We start from the raw sequence: 16,546 nt of genomic DNA, 5'->3' as shown, positions 1-16,546 counted from the left end.
TCTTCCTGCTGAGCTTTTTGAGGAGCCTAGGAATGAAGCAATTGGACGCAGCAAAGGGGGATTGAGTAACAAGATTTATGGGAACCCGTGGGTGCGTTGGGCAATCCGTTGGGGTTTCACCTCACCCCGGACAAACTCGTGACGCGAGCAGGAGGCGACCAACCGTAGCCGTTATTGGTGGCGGATACACTGCTGGCTAACAAGGGCTATGATCCAGATCAGCGTGTGATTGACCCCCTCAATGCCGAGGGGAAGACCACCGTGATTTCACCTCGCCGCAATTGCAAGACCCTGGAAACTTACGATGCTGAATTGTACAAAGCCCGTCATTTGATTGAGAACTTTTTCCCCAAGCTCAAGCAGTATCAGGCAATCGCGACGCGCTATCACCCTAGGGCGGTGAACTTTCCGGCGTGCGATTCTTCTGGCTGCTGCGGTCATCTGGTTGAATCGATGACACCCCCTAAATTAACTTGACAGTGCCGTAAACTAATATGCCTGACCTCTTGAGCACCTTCTTTTCTAATAATTTCATTCCTCACGGGCATTGTTACCTCTGGAAACCGGGGTTAGTCTGGCTGCACTTAACGTCAGATGCCTTGACAACCCTCGCTTATTACTCGGTGGCGGTTGCCATTGTTTACTTTACAAATGAGCGTAAGGATCTGCCTGCCCACACGGTGATGCTGCTGGTGGGTTTCTTTTTTATCTTTGCCTTATGTGGCACGACGCACCTGATGGAAATAGTGACACTTTGGCACCCCATTTATTGGGTTTCAGGACTGATCAAAGCTGTCACTGGTGCTTGGTCTTTGTATACCTTCACCTTTTTACTGATTCCCTTAATTCCAGTGGCACTCGATACGCCGAGTCCAGCTCAACTTGCCCTTACAAACCAGGAACTAGAAGAGAGTCGCCGCCGTATCCAGGCGATTAATGTGGAGCTAGAGCAACGGGTGCAGGAACGCACTTCCCAACTCGAAGCGTCTAATCGCACCAAAGACGAATTATTGAGGCGTGAACAAATAATTCGGGCAGAGGCAGAGGCAGCTAACCGTGCCAAGGATGAGTTTCTCTCGATTCTTTCTCATGAACTCAGAACTCCTCTCAACGCGATCTTAGGGTGGTCAACTATGTTACGGCAAAAAAACCTGAGTGAGGATAAGGTGGCGCGCGCTTTGGAGACGATCGAGCGAAACGCAAAGTCTCAAGCCCAGCTCATCGAAGACATCCTCGATGTTTCTCGCATCATCACAGGTAAACTGCGCCTCCGAGTGCGTCCTGTCAACCTCGTGCCGGTGATTGAATCGGCGATTGAGTCTGTACAATTGGCGGCTGAGGCAAAGTCAATTCGCCTGCAAAGCGTACTCGATTCTGAAGCTGGTCCGCTCTTGGGTGATGCCGATAGGTTGCAGCAAGTTGTGTGGAATCTACTTTCTAACGCCGTCAAATTTACTCCTAAAGACGGGCGAGTCCAGATTCTTTTGCAGCGGGTTAATTCCCATGTTGAAATTACTGTCAGCGACACTGGAGCAGGCATCAGCTCCGACTTTCTACCGTTGGTCTTCGATCGCTTCAGCCAGCACGACAGCACGACAACTCGCAGTTATGGGGGGTTGGGTTTAGGGTTAGCCATTGTGCGTCAATTAGTTGAACTACATGGCGGGACTGTAACGGTAGTGAGTCCAGGGGTAGGACAGGGGACGACCTTTACAGTCAAACTGCCCGTAATGATTATCCATCTACCACCCAGCGATCGAGAGCAATTAAACTCGCTGGTCGAGGCGAATGGGAGGGTTGAGGCCTCGCCGACCCTTGAAGGCTTACAAATCTTAGTGGTAGAGGACGAGGCTGACGCGCTAGAGTTGCTGAGCACGATTCTCGAAAAGTATGGTGCTGATGTCATGGCTGTGGCTTCGGCCAAGGAGGCCTGGACCATTATCGAAACCGCAACCGATCGCAAGCTCGATGTTTTAGTGAGCGATATTGGGATGCCGGATGAGGATGGCTACTCCCTGATCCGCAAGTTGCGTCAACTTGAAGCGCAGCGGGGCGGTAGGCTACCCGCGATCGCGCTGACGGCTTATGCCCGGAATGACGATCGTCAGCAGGCACTATTAGCAGGTTTTCAGATGCATTTGACCAAACCCGTAGATGCTGCGGAGTTAGTGGCGGTGGTGACCAGCCTCACCGGACGTACAAGCAGGGGCTAAAACCCAGGTGTTCAAGAACAAATGTTGCGTTTGAGAATAATGGACTTCTTGTCAGCTTGGGGTGAAGGCTAGGGGTTAGGGCAAATCAAGCTGGTGAGTGTCGTCAGCAGGACAAACGTCTGTTAACTTGATTCAGGTAACAGGTCTACTTTATCCAGGATAGGTGGTTATCGAGTAGAGCCTGCATGAATGCTAGATTCTCTAGGATGCCAATTTCATCTTTGTGAGCGGTAATGGCGATCGACTTGTGGGGATTGCGATCGGGAATTAGCGCGATCGCACCTTTGACTTGAATACCCAGAATCTCTCCCCGCTTGAGGTTGAGGGCGCTAAAGACTGCATCCGCTTGCGATTGAGCGTCTTGAGTTGCTTTGCGGAGTGCTTGTTTTCCAGCTTGTTCGATCGCACTATCGGCAGCGACAAAACTCACGCCGTCGATGCGTGTGGCCCCGGCATTCACCGCATCGTCAAGCAAAGTGCCGGCAGATGCAGTATTAATCCGAAAACTGACGGTATTCGTGGCCGTATAGCCTGTCAAGCGCTGCTGGTTGTTGTCGAAGTTATAAATGGGATTGAGGGTGATGCCGGCAGTTTCGAGTTTTTCGACTTGGCGCGATCGCAGCAACTCTACCACAGCCGACGATCGCCTCGCCGCTTCCTGCTGCACCTGGGCCGCCGTTTTGCCCTGCACCTCAACCCCCAGGCGCACTTGTGTTTGAGTTGTAGGAATCGTTTCCACACCCCGGCCAGTAACACTCAGCGTTCTGATCCGCTGTTCTTGAGCCGCCGCCGGATCTAATCTCACAAAACTCACGAGAGTTAAGGTTAAACACAACGCTGTTACCAGACTGCGGAAATTAATGCGATCGCGCGATCGTTGAATTCATAAATTTGACTCTCCTCACATACAACAGATGCTATACTTTACCTTCCCACTGAAACTGCTAAATATCCGGGTTGTTACATTTTTAGCAACTAAAAAAATAGTCAGTAATTCTGAAGAAATTATGAGTTATTATGATGTCCGCAGGACGCTCCACTAAAAAATTGGTGTTCTGGGTAAAATAAGAGGTTTGGCAACGATAAATATAGAAACCCACCCTGTTTATGACACTCCGACGCAGATCCTCTTTAATTTTAAATAAACTTTAAAAATGATAAAATTGTTAAAAGATGCAATCCTTAAAACAAGTTGCCCGCCGACTCAAAAAAGAGACTTACGCTGTTTATTTAGCAAGTACAGACCAGAGAGTACCTTGGTACGCCAGAATTTTAGCAGGCCTTACGGTTGCCTATGCTTTTAGCCCGATCGACTTAATTCCTGACTTCATACCGATTCTCGGCTACTTGGACGATTTGATAATTGTACCTTTGGGAATTTGGCTGGTACTGAAGATGATTCCGCCACCGGTTTTAGCCGAGTGTCGGGAAAAAGCAGCCGCAGAAATAGAGCGAGGAAAACCGATAAATCGGGCTGCAGCTGTTGTGATTATTGCGATTTGGATTGGCTTGGGAATATTAGCAGCAATGGGGCTAACACGGATATTTAAACGTTAAAAAAAATCACCTATCTATTTATAGTCTAGGGTGCGCGCCGAGCACCTTCGCTTAAACAACTCGCTTGACCAAAAAATATTTAAAGTTCAAAAAATCACCGTTCTAGTTATAATATAGGGTGCGCTAGGCGCACCTTACCTTAAAAAAAACTCGCGGTATCGCATACCAAGTATTATTTACTCATTAAAAAATTAAACTAACTTTCTAGCTATGACTCAAACCACTGATTTCCTCAGCCACCTTAACCCATCTCAGCGCCAAGCAGTCGCCCATTATAACGGGCCGCTGTTAGTAGTAGCGGGCGCTGGTTCCGGCAAAACCCGAGCTCTAACTTACCGAGTTGCTAACTTAGTTCGCACGCATCGAGTCGATCCTGAAAATATTCTGGCGGTGACATTTACAAATAAAGCCGCCAGGGAGATGAAAGAAAGAATTGAGAAATTGCTGGCAACTCAGCAAGCTGAAGCGGAATATGGTAAACCTTTGGTAGACTTAGCCCCGGATGTACAAACCAAATTGCGATCGCAAATTTACCAGAGAATTACCAAGCACATTTGGATGGGAACTTTCCACTCTTTGTGCGGTCGCATTCTCCGCTACGATATTGAAAAATACCAAGACGAAAAAGGCCGCAAGTGGCAGAAAAATTTTTCGATTTTTGATGAATCAGATGCTCAAAGTATCGTCAAACAAATCGTCACCAAAACACTGAACCTCGACGACAAGAAATTTGACCCGCGAAAAGTCCGCTATGTCATCAGCAACGCTAAAAATAAAGGCTTGTCCCCTCAAGAATACCAAGCAGCAGAACCGGATTATCGAGGCCGTGTGATTGCCGATGTTTACAGTCGCTACCAAGACGCTTTAGCAGCCAACAATGCCCTAGATTTTGACGATTTAATCCTCGTGCCAGTTAAACTTTTGAGCCAAAACGAGCAAGTATTAAGTTACTGGCATAAAAAGTTTTGCCATATTTTAGTTGACGAATACCAAGATACTAACCGAACTCAATACGATTTGATTCGGATGTTGGTGACAAATAACGCCGACCCGAAAAGCTTCGATAAATGGCAAAACCGCTCGATTTTTGTCGTGGGCGATGTCGATCAATCAATTTACAGCTTTCGGATGGCAGATTATACAATATTGCTGGAATTTCAAGAGGATTTTGGAGATGGTTTGTCCGACGATAAAACTCAGACAATGGTAAAATTAGAGGAAAATTATCGATCGCGCGAAAACATCCTGCAAGTGGCGAATCACTTGATCGAACACAATACCGAACGGATCGAGAAAATTCTGCGCCCGACTCGCGAACCGGGAGCTCCGATTGTTGTTTGGCGCGCCGACAACGAATTAGATGAAGCGGAATTTGTAGCGGGTCAAATTCATTCCTTAAAGCGCCAAAACTCCGAATACGAAAACGGCAGTAACTTTGCGATTCTCTACCGCACAAACGCTCAATCTCGCTCCTTTGAAGAAGCGTTAATGCGTTTAGACATTCCTTACAATATTGTCGGCGGCCTGAAGTTTTACGATCGCAAAGAAATCAAAGATATCCTAGCATACCTGCGGGCGCTTGCCAATCCCGACGATAGCGTCAGCCTCAAACGCATCATCAATACTCCCCGTCGCGGCATTGGGGATACCACATTTTCCAAAATCGAAGACGCTGCAACTCAATTGGGCATTCCCCTGTGGGAAATCCTCAGCGACGAGTCTTCTGTCAATACTCTAGCAGGGCGATCGGCAAAAGCTATTATTAAGTTTGCCGAAATGATTGGCCGTTGGCAATCGCAAGTTGAAACTCTGCCAGCTTCGCAAATTGTCCAAGGAATTATCCAAGATTCAGGCTACATTGAAGATTTGAAAAATCAAGGAACCGAGGAAGCAGAAAATCGCATCGAAAACGTCAGAGAATTGTACAATGCTGTGCTGCAATTTGAAGAACAAAACGAAGAACCGACGCTGACATCATTTTTAGCAAAAGCATCTTTAGCATCCGATTTAGATGACTTGCAGGAAGAAGATTCCCGCGTGTCGATGATGACGCTGCACTCTGCCAAAGGGTTAGAATTTCCCGTAGTATTTTTAGTCGGAATGGAACAGGGTTTATTTCCCAATTTCCGCAGCTTGGACGACCCGAAAGCGATCGAAGAAGAACGCCGTTTGTGCTACGTCGGCATCACTCGCGCCCAGGAATTGCTATTTCTCACCCACACTCGCGAACGCCGCCTCTGGGGAGGCTTCCGGGAACACTGCACCCCTTCCCTATTCTTAGGAGAATTGCCGCCCCATTTGCTGGCTGGAACTGCCAAAAAAACTAAAGCGGGAAAAACGGCTGCCTCGAAAGGAAAAACTAATAATTCAGCCGCTAATTCCGGGAGTTCTCAAGCGGGAACCAATGGACAATCGGCGGATTGGAAAACGGGCGATCGGGTTTTTCATCATGCTTTTGGAGTTGGAGAAATTACCCACGTCTTGGGAGAAGGCGATAAAACTAATCTGGCAATTAAGTTTTCAGGTTTGGGAAGAAAAATTATCGATCCGAGAACAGCTAAGTTGCAGCGAGTGTAATAGAAAATCCGGCGGTTTCAACCGCGTCTATACAGGGAGAACCCTAGAAGCTAGGGTTGAAGAAGGGGCGGTAAAAATGCGGTAAAAATTACGTTTTTATCTTTAGTCCATGTCGGGAACCTCGTTTGTGTAGACGCGGTTTCAACCTTCGTTTTATCTAAGTAAAAAGTAGAAATAAAAACCTAAAGTCTTATGCCTTACAGTCAATTTACGACCACCGGCAAGGTTAAAGAAGCCTTCAATCTTACAGTAGTGGAAGGAATCAGATTTCTGCCAGAAATCGAGCCGATCGCACCCGCAACAGTCTTGCAGACCATACTGGAGACAAATTTGCCTTGGGCGATCGCCACTAGCACCGAAAAAGCCCGTTCTGAAGCTATTATTAACCCTGTATTGCTGGAAGTTCGCAGGATTCTGAACCAACAAATCAGCGTGTTTTCGGGTGAGGAATTTAATGTTGATGTAGCTGTTGGACTTACAGGAGTTTGCGATTTTATCATCAGCCGTTCCCCGGAACAATTAGACGTTGAGGCCCCGGTAATTGTCATGGTGGAAGCTAAAAAAGGAGATTTGAAAGTAGGTTTGGGTCAATGTATTGCTGAAATGGTGGCGGCCCAGAGATTTAATGAAGCCAAAGGGATCTCGATTTCCGTCATCTACGGCAGCGTTTCCAGCGGCACAGCTTGGCGGTTTCTCAAGCTGGAAGGGCAAATAGTAACGATCGATCTTACCGATTATCCGCTACCTCCAGTAGAGAAAATATTGGGATTTTTAGTGTGGATGGTGCGCGAAAATTAGCATTATATCCCCATCGCACCCCGCATCGCCAACAGCGCCACCCCGTAAGCAGCCGCAGTATGAATCGGCGTTTCAACAGGAACTTTTAAATAACGCTTTCTAATCGCACTCCAAACCAAATTTTTCGCCCCGCCGCCAGCAGTATAAACTTTTGTCAAAGGAGTTGCACCCAATTCTTGCAATAATTGATATCCCCACGCTTCAATCCGCGCTATGCTTTCTAGCAAACCGTGCAGAAATTCCACTGGATCAGTGGGACGCGGTTCGAGTCTGGGGGACAAGTTCGGGTCATTAATCGGAAAGCGATCGCCCTTTTTCAACAATGGGTAATAATCCAGCAAACTCTCTTGTACTGGATCAATTTGTGTGGTATAATTCTGCAACTCAACATCAGTGAAAAAATGCCGCAGCACCGCACCTCCGGTATTAGAAGCACCTCCAACTAACCACAAATCGCCTAATTTATGACTGTAAATCCCGTATCTAGAATCATCTACGCGGGTATGACTTAAAAGTTTGACTGCTAGTGTAGAACCGAGAGAAGTTACTGCTTCCCCGGGTAAATTAACACCGCTTGCTAAAAAGGCGGCAATGCTATCGGTTGTGCCAGCACAAACCATACAATCGCGGGGAAAACCGAAGCGATCGCCCACTTGAGCTCTCACTTCCCTCACAGGCGTGCCCGGTGCGACAACTCGTGGCAATTCAGGAGTTGCAGCGCCCGCAATTCCCTGTGTCAGCCAATTCGGATAGCACAAAGTATCAACATCGAAACCGAGTTTCAGAGCATTGTGATACTCGCTAATTCCTAATTTCCCGTGCAGCAGAAATGCCAGCCAGTCAGCTTGATGCAGGAAAACCGTAGGGGCGGTGCCCCCGTGCCCGCCCTCCTGCCACCACAGGAGTTTTGCCAGACTGGATGTAGCGCTTAATACTGTGTGGTTGGCAGGGGCGATCGCCCGCAACTTCTCTGTCACCGCTGCACCGCGCCCATCATTGTATAAAATCGGTTCGCATACTGGTATACCGTCGGTATTGCACAGTATGACAGTGGATGATGTGCCGTCAAGGGCGATCGCCCTTACCTGATTGCGGATTGCTGGGGGAATTTGCTCGATTACAGCCCACAGCGCATTTTGCCACACCGAAGGCAATTCAGGCTGTTGTTGCCCGTTGTTGGCAAAAGTATATTCTGTCTCACAATGTATCATACCCTGGGAGTCTATGACAGTCGATCGCGCGCCTGTCGTGCCGAAATCTATTCCCAAATAAAGATTCATTTGTTACTGCTTGTTTCTGCGAGCAGCTAAGGCTAATTCAAAGCCTGCCTTGAGTTGGTCAGCTTGGTCAGAGGCATGGGATGCTTCTCCTCCTTGCCTTGCTTTGAGTTGTAACGGTGCGGTGATCGCAATCCGTTCCTCTTCATAGTCCGTAAGAGCTTGAGCAACAGAAGGAGTATCCTGCAAGTTCAGACCCTTGAGTTTTTTTGTTAAAGCAACAGCATCCTCAAATGCCATAGTAGTGCCTAATCCTAATGACGGTCGCATCGGGTGAGCCGCATCCCCTAATAAGGTGATTCTCTCTCTATCCCCCCATTGGGATACTGGTTCCCGATCGAACACGCCAGTTTCCACAATGGTGGTAGGGTCAGTTGCTCGAATAACCCTTTCAACAAAGGGAGTCCATTGGTCAAAAACTTGGAGAACCATAGCTAAAACATCGCTACTCTTCTCTGAAGTCGGATGGAGTGCAGTCCCTGTCCAAGCCAGTGCCTCGCCTCCTGCATCCATAATCCAAAAATTTTTCTGGTCTCCTACCACCAGTTGAAAACCAGCCCCTTCTGCAAAGGGTTCAGCGAGGGGGGCTAGGATTTGACGGGGCAAGATTCCTCGCCAAGTCATGGTTCCAGTGTACAGAGGCGCACCATCTCCCACGGTAAGAGCGCGAACCGCGGAGTGATAACCATCGGCACCAATTAACAGTTGTGCGCCAACATCGGTCTGATTCTCAAAGTGCAAGCGTAAGGGAGGCTTGGACGGATCAGCGACCTTAGTTAAGTTGAGAAACTTATGGTTAAGGTGAAGGGATACGGTAGGTGGCAGTGTGTTGTGCAATGAGGTTTGTAGGTTATACCACGCTAGCCAAGTGAAGGGAGTACCCGCCAACGGCGATTCATCAGAAAACAGAACCTCGCCATTGGGTCTCATCAGCAGTTGTCGCTGTGGGTTAGCAGAAGCGGCACGAACTTCGGTAGCGAGATCGGCATTGATGAGAGACAATGCCTTATACCCAGCTTCTGCTAACCCTAGAGCAGCGCCGATGGGACGTAAAGCTCTAGCTCGTTCAAACACAGCTACCGAAAAACCTAAATTGGCTAGCCCATGGGCTGCACATAGTGCGCCTGGTCCTGCACCAATAATGGCGATATCGAAAGTTGGGGTTTCAGTCATGAATTGTGTTGAGAGATTTCGGACTTGTGTGTACGGAGTAGCCTTAAAAAGGGGGGGGACAGGAGTCCGATCGCGCGTCCCTCTTCTTAAGGATGCGAAGGGGATTGAGACTCGGCGATCGACCAGAGATACAATTGTTTTCAGGCGATTCTTGACACCTATGGGCTGACCCCCGTGTTCCTAGTTTCCGCCCTTAAACTTTTGTCCCGCACTCAGGACAAAAGTTATTGCTCGAAACATTCTTCGCGCAGCAACTGGGACAATAAATCAGCTCCGCAGAGTGCAACTTGCTACGATCGGGCAAACCAACCAAGGGCTGAAATCGCTATAGATTACAGCTTACAGCTCTCGATGCGAGAGAAGAACCATAACGCCACTTCACACCCAAACGCCGGAACCCACCCCACCACCCACACAGTTGCCTAGGGAGGTGGCCCACAGGTGCTTGCAGATTAAAGGTTAAATCATTGTAGCTCAACCAATCTTCCCTCCCCTTTCTCCTCTTTCGCCAACCGACGCGATCGCCGAGCTTCTTTTCAGTATCCCAATCAACTTTGCCGCCCACTTCCAACCAAATGTTTTTCTGGACGCTAAAACCAAAGCGACCCTGACTATATTTTACCCACAACTGGTCGATGGTGCGTAAATCATCGCAAGGAAAATTATCAATTGAGTCCGTATCAAAATAATCTTCCTTCTCCCGTCTCGCAGCTTTCAGCATTACCTTTATTGTTTCCTGATCCGCCTCTTTCCACTTTCCTGCTGCCAATAAATCCCGGAGACGAGTATAGTCAACACCCTGCGCTGATTTAAGCGAGTCTGGTGGCGGTGCCGGTGGAGGTGTTTGAGCTGATAATTGAGGTGATCGAGTACCAAGAGCCTGCAACACTTCAGTAGCAGATTTATAACGTTTCTTAATAGCAGATTGTATCATTTTATCTAAAATCTGACCCAGTTCAGAACTGACAGATGTTTTTAAGTGTTCTCGCCACACCCACTCAAACTCGCTATCATCGAATAAATCAATCGGTTCAACCTCAGTTAACAGACACAGACAAGTGACACCCAGACTATAAATATCACTCGCATGAATAGCTTTGCCGTTGGCTTGTTCTGGTGCCGTATATCCAGCCGTCCCGATCCTCGTTCCCGTTACCGCTAGAGCCGTTTGTGTCGCATATTTCGCGGCTCCAAAATCAACTAAAACCAGTTGCCCATCTTGCCTAAGAATAATATTTTCTGGCTTGATATCTCGGTGAATAACTTGGCGAGAGTGAATGAACTCGAATACTGGCAATAAATTATTAAGCAAGTCGCGAATCTGCGTTTCGCTAAAATATCCCTTAGATTCTAGTGCTTCGGCTAAATTTTCACCGTCGATGAATTCTTGGACTAAATACTGCCGTCCATCTTGACTAAAATATGCTAATAAGTCGGGAATTTGAGAATGTTTACCCAACTGTTCTAGGCGGACTGCTTCAAGCTCAAATAACTCAGCAGCTTTCTGGATACTAGAAGCGCCTTGAAGTTGGGGGTAGAATTGTTTAATAACGCAGGGAGGTTTTGAGGGTTTATACTCGTCAATAGCTAGAAAAGTGCGCCCAAATCCCCCTTGTCCAATAATTTTTTGGGCTCCGTAGCGATCGCCCAGTAGCAGTTTATTCCCACATTTTTGACAGAATTTTGTATAGCCAGACGGGTTTTGGAATAGGCAATCAGGGTTGAGACACTGGCTCATAAAAGATGCTTAGAGATTACAGATTAAAGCTCTGGATGCGATGCCAGCGGACATGGTTTTAAATGTGAAACAGCAGAGCCGGGTAAAGAGACGGCGGTAGTGCTTTTATGTAAAGGATGGAGGATAATAACTCTAGGTCCGGTATTTTGAGGAGTCTCATCATGAAACCCTATTTGATTTGTCCCACTTGTGGTTCTGACGATGTGATGAAAAATGGCATGACTCGTCGGGGCAAACAAAATCACAAATGTCGCGACTGTGGCCGCCAGTTTGTCGAAAATCCGAACTTGGCAAGCCAAGGACACGGACACCTTGGTAAAAATTGAATTGCTTCTTCTGGAGCGGATTTCCCTCGCTGGTATTGCCCGAGTCATGGATGTTTCTGAGAGCTGGCTCCAAAATTATGTGAACAACCTGTACGCTGCCGTAGAACAAAAGGCCACAGTCATCCCGAAACAAGTCGGAAAACATACCGTCCAAATGGATGAACTTTGGTATGAAAGTAGACGACAAAGGGAATAAACAATGGGTCTGGTTAGCGATTGACGCCAAGACTCGGGAAGTGATTGGATGTCATATTGGAGACCGTTCCTTGAAGTCGGCTCAAGCATTATGGGATTCCCTACCGAGTGTCTATCGCCAATGTGCCAAGATTTATACTGACCATTGGGAAGCCTATGCTGCGGTTTTACGCCCGTAAACGGCATAAGTCTGTCGGCAAAGAAAGTGGATTAACCAGCTACATTGAACGATTAAATAATACGCTCAGGCAGCGAGTTTCGCGATTGGTCAGGAAAACTTTATCGTTTTCTAAGAAGTTGGAGAATCACAAGAGTGCTATTTGGAACTTCATTCATGACTATAATCACCAAATCAGATTAGCAATGCTGAAGGCTCGACTGCCTGAATTTTATCCATCCTTTACATAAAAGCACTACCGAGACGGCATTGCCGATATGTGTCAACTTAAGTCTGAAACCTTTGTATCTCTCGCTTTTATCCGAGGCCAGATCCCCCTAAATCCCCCTTAAGAAGGGGGACTTTGATCGGACTCTTGTCCCCCCCTTCTTAAGGGGGGCTAGGGGGGCTCTGGCCTCGCCGATAAACAGCAGTTTATGACTAGGTTTGACCTTAAGTTGAGACTAATAGGCACAGCCTAAGTCCCCACTCAAAACTCGTTAAACTTTTGTCCCGCACTCAGGACAAAACTTATTGGTCGAAACATTCTTAGCGCCGCAACTCGGACAATAAATCAACTCTGCAGATTGCAACTTGCTACGTTCAGGCAAGCCAACCATTTGAGCGTTGCTCTTACCCGGAACTACCATCGGATAGCAGTTTTCGTCCCTCGTTACCTTAACGTTCATCACCACCGGGCCCTCGTGAGCTAGCATTTGCCCGATCGCATCTTTGAGTTCCTCCGGCCGCGAAACCAGCATCCCTCTCACCCCATAAGCTTCAGCCAGCATCACAAAATCCGGCATCCCCACAGTCATGTTCGACGACGAATAACGCTCGCCGTAGAACGCCTGCTGCCACTGCCGCACCATTCCCTGCCAGCCGTTATTTACAATCACAATCTTGACATTAATGCCGTATTGTGCTAAGGTTCCCAGCTCTTGAATATTCATTTGCACGCTAGCATCGCCAGCAATACAAATCACTTGCTCATCGGGTAGCGCCATTTTCGCGCCCATAGCAGCCGGCACCCCGTAACCCATCGTGCCCAAACCAGCGCTAGAAATCCAGCGGCGCGGCCCGTTGTTCAAGAATTGAGCCGACCACATTTGATGTTGACCGACATCTGTTGTGTAGTAAGCATCCGGCGCTTGAGTAGCCAACTCGGAAATCACCTCTTGCGGAGACAAAATGTCTGGGTAATGAGGCACAACTAACGGATAGTCCTGTTTCCACTGATCGATCCTGTGCAGCCATTCCGCAGTCTGTCCGGCCTTCCCCGAAACTCCAGTTTCCCGACATCGGCGCAGCAAATCGACCAAAACTTGGCGGACATCTCCGACAATCGGCACATCAGGGCCGCGATTTTTGCCTACTTCCGCCGGATCGATATCGATGTGAATCACCTTTGCGCGCGCGGCAAACTCGTCTAATTTCCCGGTCACGCGATCGTCAAACCTCGCCCCCACAGCAATCAGCAAATCGCACTCGGTAACGGCAAAATTAGCGTAAGCAGTGCCGTGCATCCCCAGCATTTTCACCGACAAAGGATGGTTTTCGTCAAAGGAACCTTTGCCCATCAGCGTTGTCGTGACCGGCAATTGGAAAAGTTCGGCGAGTTCCTTAATTTCCTCGTGGGCCCCCGCTGCGATCGCCCCGCCCCCGACATAAAGCAAAGGACGCTTTGCTTCCTGCAGCAAATAGATTGCTTGATTAATTTGCCGAGGATTTCCCTTCACCGTCGGCCGGTAGCCCGGAATTCTCACCGATCCGGGTTCCACGGGCAGATAGTCAAATTCTTCTAAACCCACATCCTTGGGTACGTCAACCAAGACTGGCCCCGGCCGCCCTGTACTCGCGATGTGGAAAGCTTCTGCCACAATTCGCGCCATATCTCTCGGGTCGCGCACTACATAAGAATGCTTGACAATTGGCAGGGTAATCCCGTAAATATCAGTTTCCTGAAACGCATCAGTGCCGATCGCCGGACGAGGAACCTGACCCGTAATAATTACCATCGGGATCGAATCCATGTGGGCTGTCGCAATCCCCGTTACCAAATTAGTTGCGCCGGGGCCCGAAGTAGCAAAACAAACCCCTACTTTGCCGGTAGCGCGGGCGTATCCGTCAGCCGCATGAGCAGCACCTTGCTCGTGGCGCACCAGAATATGTTTGATAGCGCCAGTTTCTTCTGCGCGGTAGAGTTCGTCGTAAAGCGGCAGAATTGCACCGCCGGGATAACCAAAAATATGCTTGACGCCGTGGCGGATCAAGCTGTCAATCAGAGCAAATCCACCAGTTGCACGCCTGATGGTCACTTTAGTTTTTAGTTGCACAGAATTTCCTTCCTTAAACTAATTATGATTTTTAATGAAAGCTTTTATACTACTTTAATCTCAATTAATGAAACTAGGAAAATTTAAGTGGTGAGATTTTACAAAAGATTGCGCGATCGCAAAGAGTTCGCCCGATCGAGAAATTGTGGAACTGCAGAGGAAGAAAAGAAACAGAGGAAATAGTGGGCTCTATGCGTGTTTACCGCAATATGACGCTTTTAGGGCATTCGTGATTCGGCATTCGACAAGAAAAACAATCGTTTCAGCAATTAAGAACGTCATAATCATCAGGGCGGTTGCTATGTTATGGATCGATCGCGAAAAGAAAGCCCTCTTCCCTCTCCCGATTGGTGTCAACACTAGCCTAAAACCCTTGATAAATTTTGTTTAGACGCGAGTCTCGATCCTGCTCCCATTCCCGTTAAGAAGGGAAACTAAAGAGAATGCTCTGGTTGCCCCCAACTATCAGGGGATATCGACAATCATCGTCAAACAGTAGATCGGTACTACATTTGACCTTAAGTTGACACCCATCCCCTCTGCCTTCTGCCTTCTGCCTTCTTTGCAAAGTTCAGAGAACATCCTGCAAGACTTTGCGAGTATGTTTCCAAGCTGCCATTCCCATCACGGAGACCAAAAAGCCCAAACTCAGCAACACGATCCGCAAGCCCAAGTCATCGTCGCCGACAGCATTACTGACAGCATCCGTCAGCGGGCCGGTCAGTGCTAAAGGCAGGCTCAGAGCAATATTAATCGCATTGTTTTCCAATCCAAAGACTTTGCCCCGCATAGATTCTGGAGTTTTTTCTTGAATCAGAGCCTGCATCGGCCCGTTAATTAAGGAAGCACCAAAACCGAACAGAGCACTCAATCCGAATCCCACCCATAACTGTCGAGTAAAGGCAAACATTGCTAATACAAAACCCATCATCAAGAAACCGATTAAAGGCAGAGGTTTGTGGTGCATTCGATGACCCCAGTGTCCCAAAAAGGCTGCACCGAAGACCATTCCAATTCCCGCAGCAGCGAGCAAAAAGCCAAATTGAGTTTCTTTGAGACCTATTTTGCCTGAAAGCGCGATCGCCAGCACCTGAAGCGCCGCAAACACGGAATACAAAATTGTCAACTGCACCATCGCGTTGCTGACAAGGTGATTGTGTTTCAAATAGCGCAAACCTTCTTTGAGATCTTGCCAAGGATGGACGTTTTTGCCACTGCTGCCGACATGACTTTCTTTGATCCGCATGGCATAGATCAAACCGGCAGATATCAGGTACAACCCGCCCAGCATAAACTCTTGAGAATCGGCTCCGAAGCTGTGTTTTACCCAACTAAACAGCGGTTCGCCGATCGTCATCCCGACAATAATCCCGCCCATTGTGGACGAGGCGAACAGCGCATTTGCCGACATCAGTCCCTCTCGCCCCACGGCCAGGGGGATTGCAGCCTGCTCTGCCGGAGCAAAAAATTGCGTTACGGTAGAGATCAAAAACGTCATTGTCAACAAAACCACGAAAGCTTTGGGCAAAAACGGCAAAGCTACAATCAACCCAGCTCGAATCACGTTGCAGGCGACCAGCATTTGCTTTTTGGAAAAGCGGTCTACCACGATACCGGCTACGGAACCAAAGACGATCGCCGGCACTGTGTAGGCAATCATCACCGCTGACAGCATAGAATTTTCCGAATGTTGCCAAGAAACCGGCCAGGGTCGGTAGTCGCCGGTTTTCAGCAGAATAATCAGCAATACGTAAAAGATTTTATCCGCCACTTGGGCCAATAACTGGCCCGTCCACAAGGCGAGGAAGGGGCGATTTCTCAGTAGGGCATCAAGCCCGCTGCGGTCAGGGGGAGGGCTGGCTGGGTGCATAGGAATAGTTTAACTGACCGCCTCTGGCAATTATAGTTTTCAGCAATACGTGCAAATCTCACATAGGAAAGCGGAAACTCGGAAAACTCCTGTCTCCTGGGGTCTTTTTCTGTTTTAGCAGATCGGCGGGGGACGGCTGCTGCAGTCTTCTTAACTCTACCGCGATCAGCCGGAACCGAGAGCCCGCGCCCCCGAAAAATCCAAGAAGATTGTTAAAGGTTGGCCTGCATTTCATCGCGAGTACAAGATAGGGTAATATACTTGACAAAATACTTGCTGTTGGCAGTGATATTAAAAGATGTCACGCCGATTAAGTAATATAACGAAGG

The 16,546-nt window shown here is 48.2% G+C and carries 11 protein-coding genes and 1 pseudogene; 6 read left to right on the top strand and 6 right to left on the bottom strand.

What is annotated here, in order from left to right; all coding sequences use genetic code 11:
• Positions 1-225: 225 nt before the first annotated feature.
• Together QUA77_RS09310 and QUA77_RS09305 are read left to right on the top strand one after the other, a co-directional pair.
• Positions 226-477, top strand: coding sequence for a hypothetical protein (locus tag QUA77_RS09310; protein WP_333449941.1), 252 nt, complete (start codon positions 226-228; stop codon positions 475-477).
• Positions 478-494: 17 nt separating this feature from the next.
• Complete coding sequence (locus QUA77_RS09305) at positions 495-2,213, top strand: ATP-binding protein (protein ID WP_333449940.1); 1,719 nt, start codon at positions 495-497, stop codon at positions 2,211-2,213.
• 145 nt (positions 2,214-2,358) lie between these two features.
• Here QUA77_RS09305 and QUA77_RS09300 read toward each other — a convergent pair whose 3' ends face one another.
• The gene (locus QUA77_RS09300; RefSeq protein WP_445302068.1) at positions 2,359-3,096 is read right to left on the bottom strand and encodes an SIMPL domain-containing protein; all 738 of its coding nucleotides are present in this window, start codon (positions 3,094-3,096) and stop codon (positions 2,359-2,361) included.
• 290 nt (positions 3,097-3,386) lie between these two features.
• Here QUA77_RS09300 and QUA77_RS09295 point away from each other — a divergent pair, with 290 nt between their 5' ends.
• The 3 genes from QUA77_RS09295 to QUA77_RS09285 all read left to right on the top strand — a co-directional run bounded on the left by QUA77_RS09295 (position 3,387) and on the right by QUA77_RS09285 (position 7,145).
• Positions 3,387-3,770 (top strand): YkvA family protein, encoded by a 384-nt coding sequence (locus QUA77_RS09295; protein WP_333449938.1) that lies wholly within the window; start codon positions 3,387-3,389, stop codon positions 3,768-3,770.
• Positions 3,771-3,980: 210 nt separating this feature from the next.
• Positions 3,981-6,347: a DNA helicase PcrA gene (pcrA, locus tag QUA77_RS09290; RefSeq protein WP_333449937.1), complete on the top strand. Its 2,367-nt coding sequence runs from the start codon at positions 3,981-3,983 to the stop codon at positions 6,345-6,347.
• A gap of 192 nt (positions 6,348-6,539) precedes the next feature.
• Positions 6,540-7,145, top strand: a complete 606-nt coding sequence (locus QUA77_RS09285; protein ID WP_333449936.1) for a hypothetical protein — start codon at positions 6,540-6,542, stop codon at positions 7,143-7,145.
• Between the two features lie 2 nt (positions 7,146-7,147).
• On the opposite strand, the gene QUA77_RS09280 is transcribed toward QUA77_RS09285, so the two are convergent.
• The 3 genes from QUA77_RS09280 to QUA77_RS09270 form a co-directional block, all read right to left on the bottom strand.
• Positions 7,148-8,425 carry an FGGY-family carbohydrate kinase gene (locus QUA77_RS09280; protein WP_333449935.1) on the bottom strand — a complete coding sequence of 426 codons (1,278 nt, stop codon included), beginning with the start codon at positions 8,423-8,425 and terminating at the stop codon, positions 7,148-7,150.
• A 3-nt stretch (positions 8,426-8,428) separates the two neighbouring features.
• Positions 8,429-9,595, bottom strand: coding sequence for an NAD(P)/FAD-dependent oxidoreductase (locus tag QUA77_RS09275; RefSeq protein ID WP_333449934.1), 1,167 nt, complete (start codon positions 9,593-9,595; stop codon positions 8,429-8,431).
• A 325-nt stretch (positions 9,596-9,920) separates the two neighbouring features.
• Positions 9,921-11,333 (bottom strand): serine/threonine-protein kinase, encoded by a 1,413-nt coding sequence (locus tag QUA77_RS09270; RefSeq protein WP_333449933.1) that lies wholly within the window; start codon positions 11,331-11,333, stop codon positions 9,921-9,923.
• Between the two features lie 161 nt (positions 11,334-11,494).
• Here QUA77_RS09270 and QUA77_RS09265 point away from each other — a divergent pair.
• Positions 11,495-12,262 (top strand): annotated as a pseudogene (locus tag QUA77_RS09265) (IS1 family transposase).
• Between the two features lie 249 nt (positions 12,263-12,511).
• Here the strand turns inward: QUA77_RS09265 and ilvB are convergent.
• The gene (gene ilvB, locus QUA77_RS09260; RefSeq protein WP_333035390.1) at positions 12,512-14,347 is read right to left on the bottom strand and encodes a biosynthetic-type acetolactate synthase large subunit; all 1,836 of its coding nucleotides are present in this window, start codon (positions 14,345-14,347) and stop codon (positions 12,512-12,514) included.
• 571 nt (positions 14,348-14,918) lie between these two features.
• A complete protein-coding gene (locus QUA77_RS09255; RefSeq protein WP_333449932.1) occupies positions 14,919-16,217 on the bottom strand; it encodes an MFS transporter in 1,299 nt (432 codons plus the stop codon).
• Between the last annotated feature and the right edge of the window lie 329 nt (positions 16,218-16,546).

The organism is Microcoleus sp. K5-D4 (assembly GCF_036704575.1).
In the GTDB taxonomy this organism is placed as follows: Bacteria; Cyanobacteriota; Cyanobacteriia; order Cyanobacteriales; family Microcoleaceae; genus Microcoleus.
This window is presented reverse-complemented; position numbering and strand designations above follow the sequence as displayed.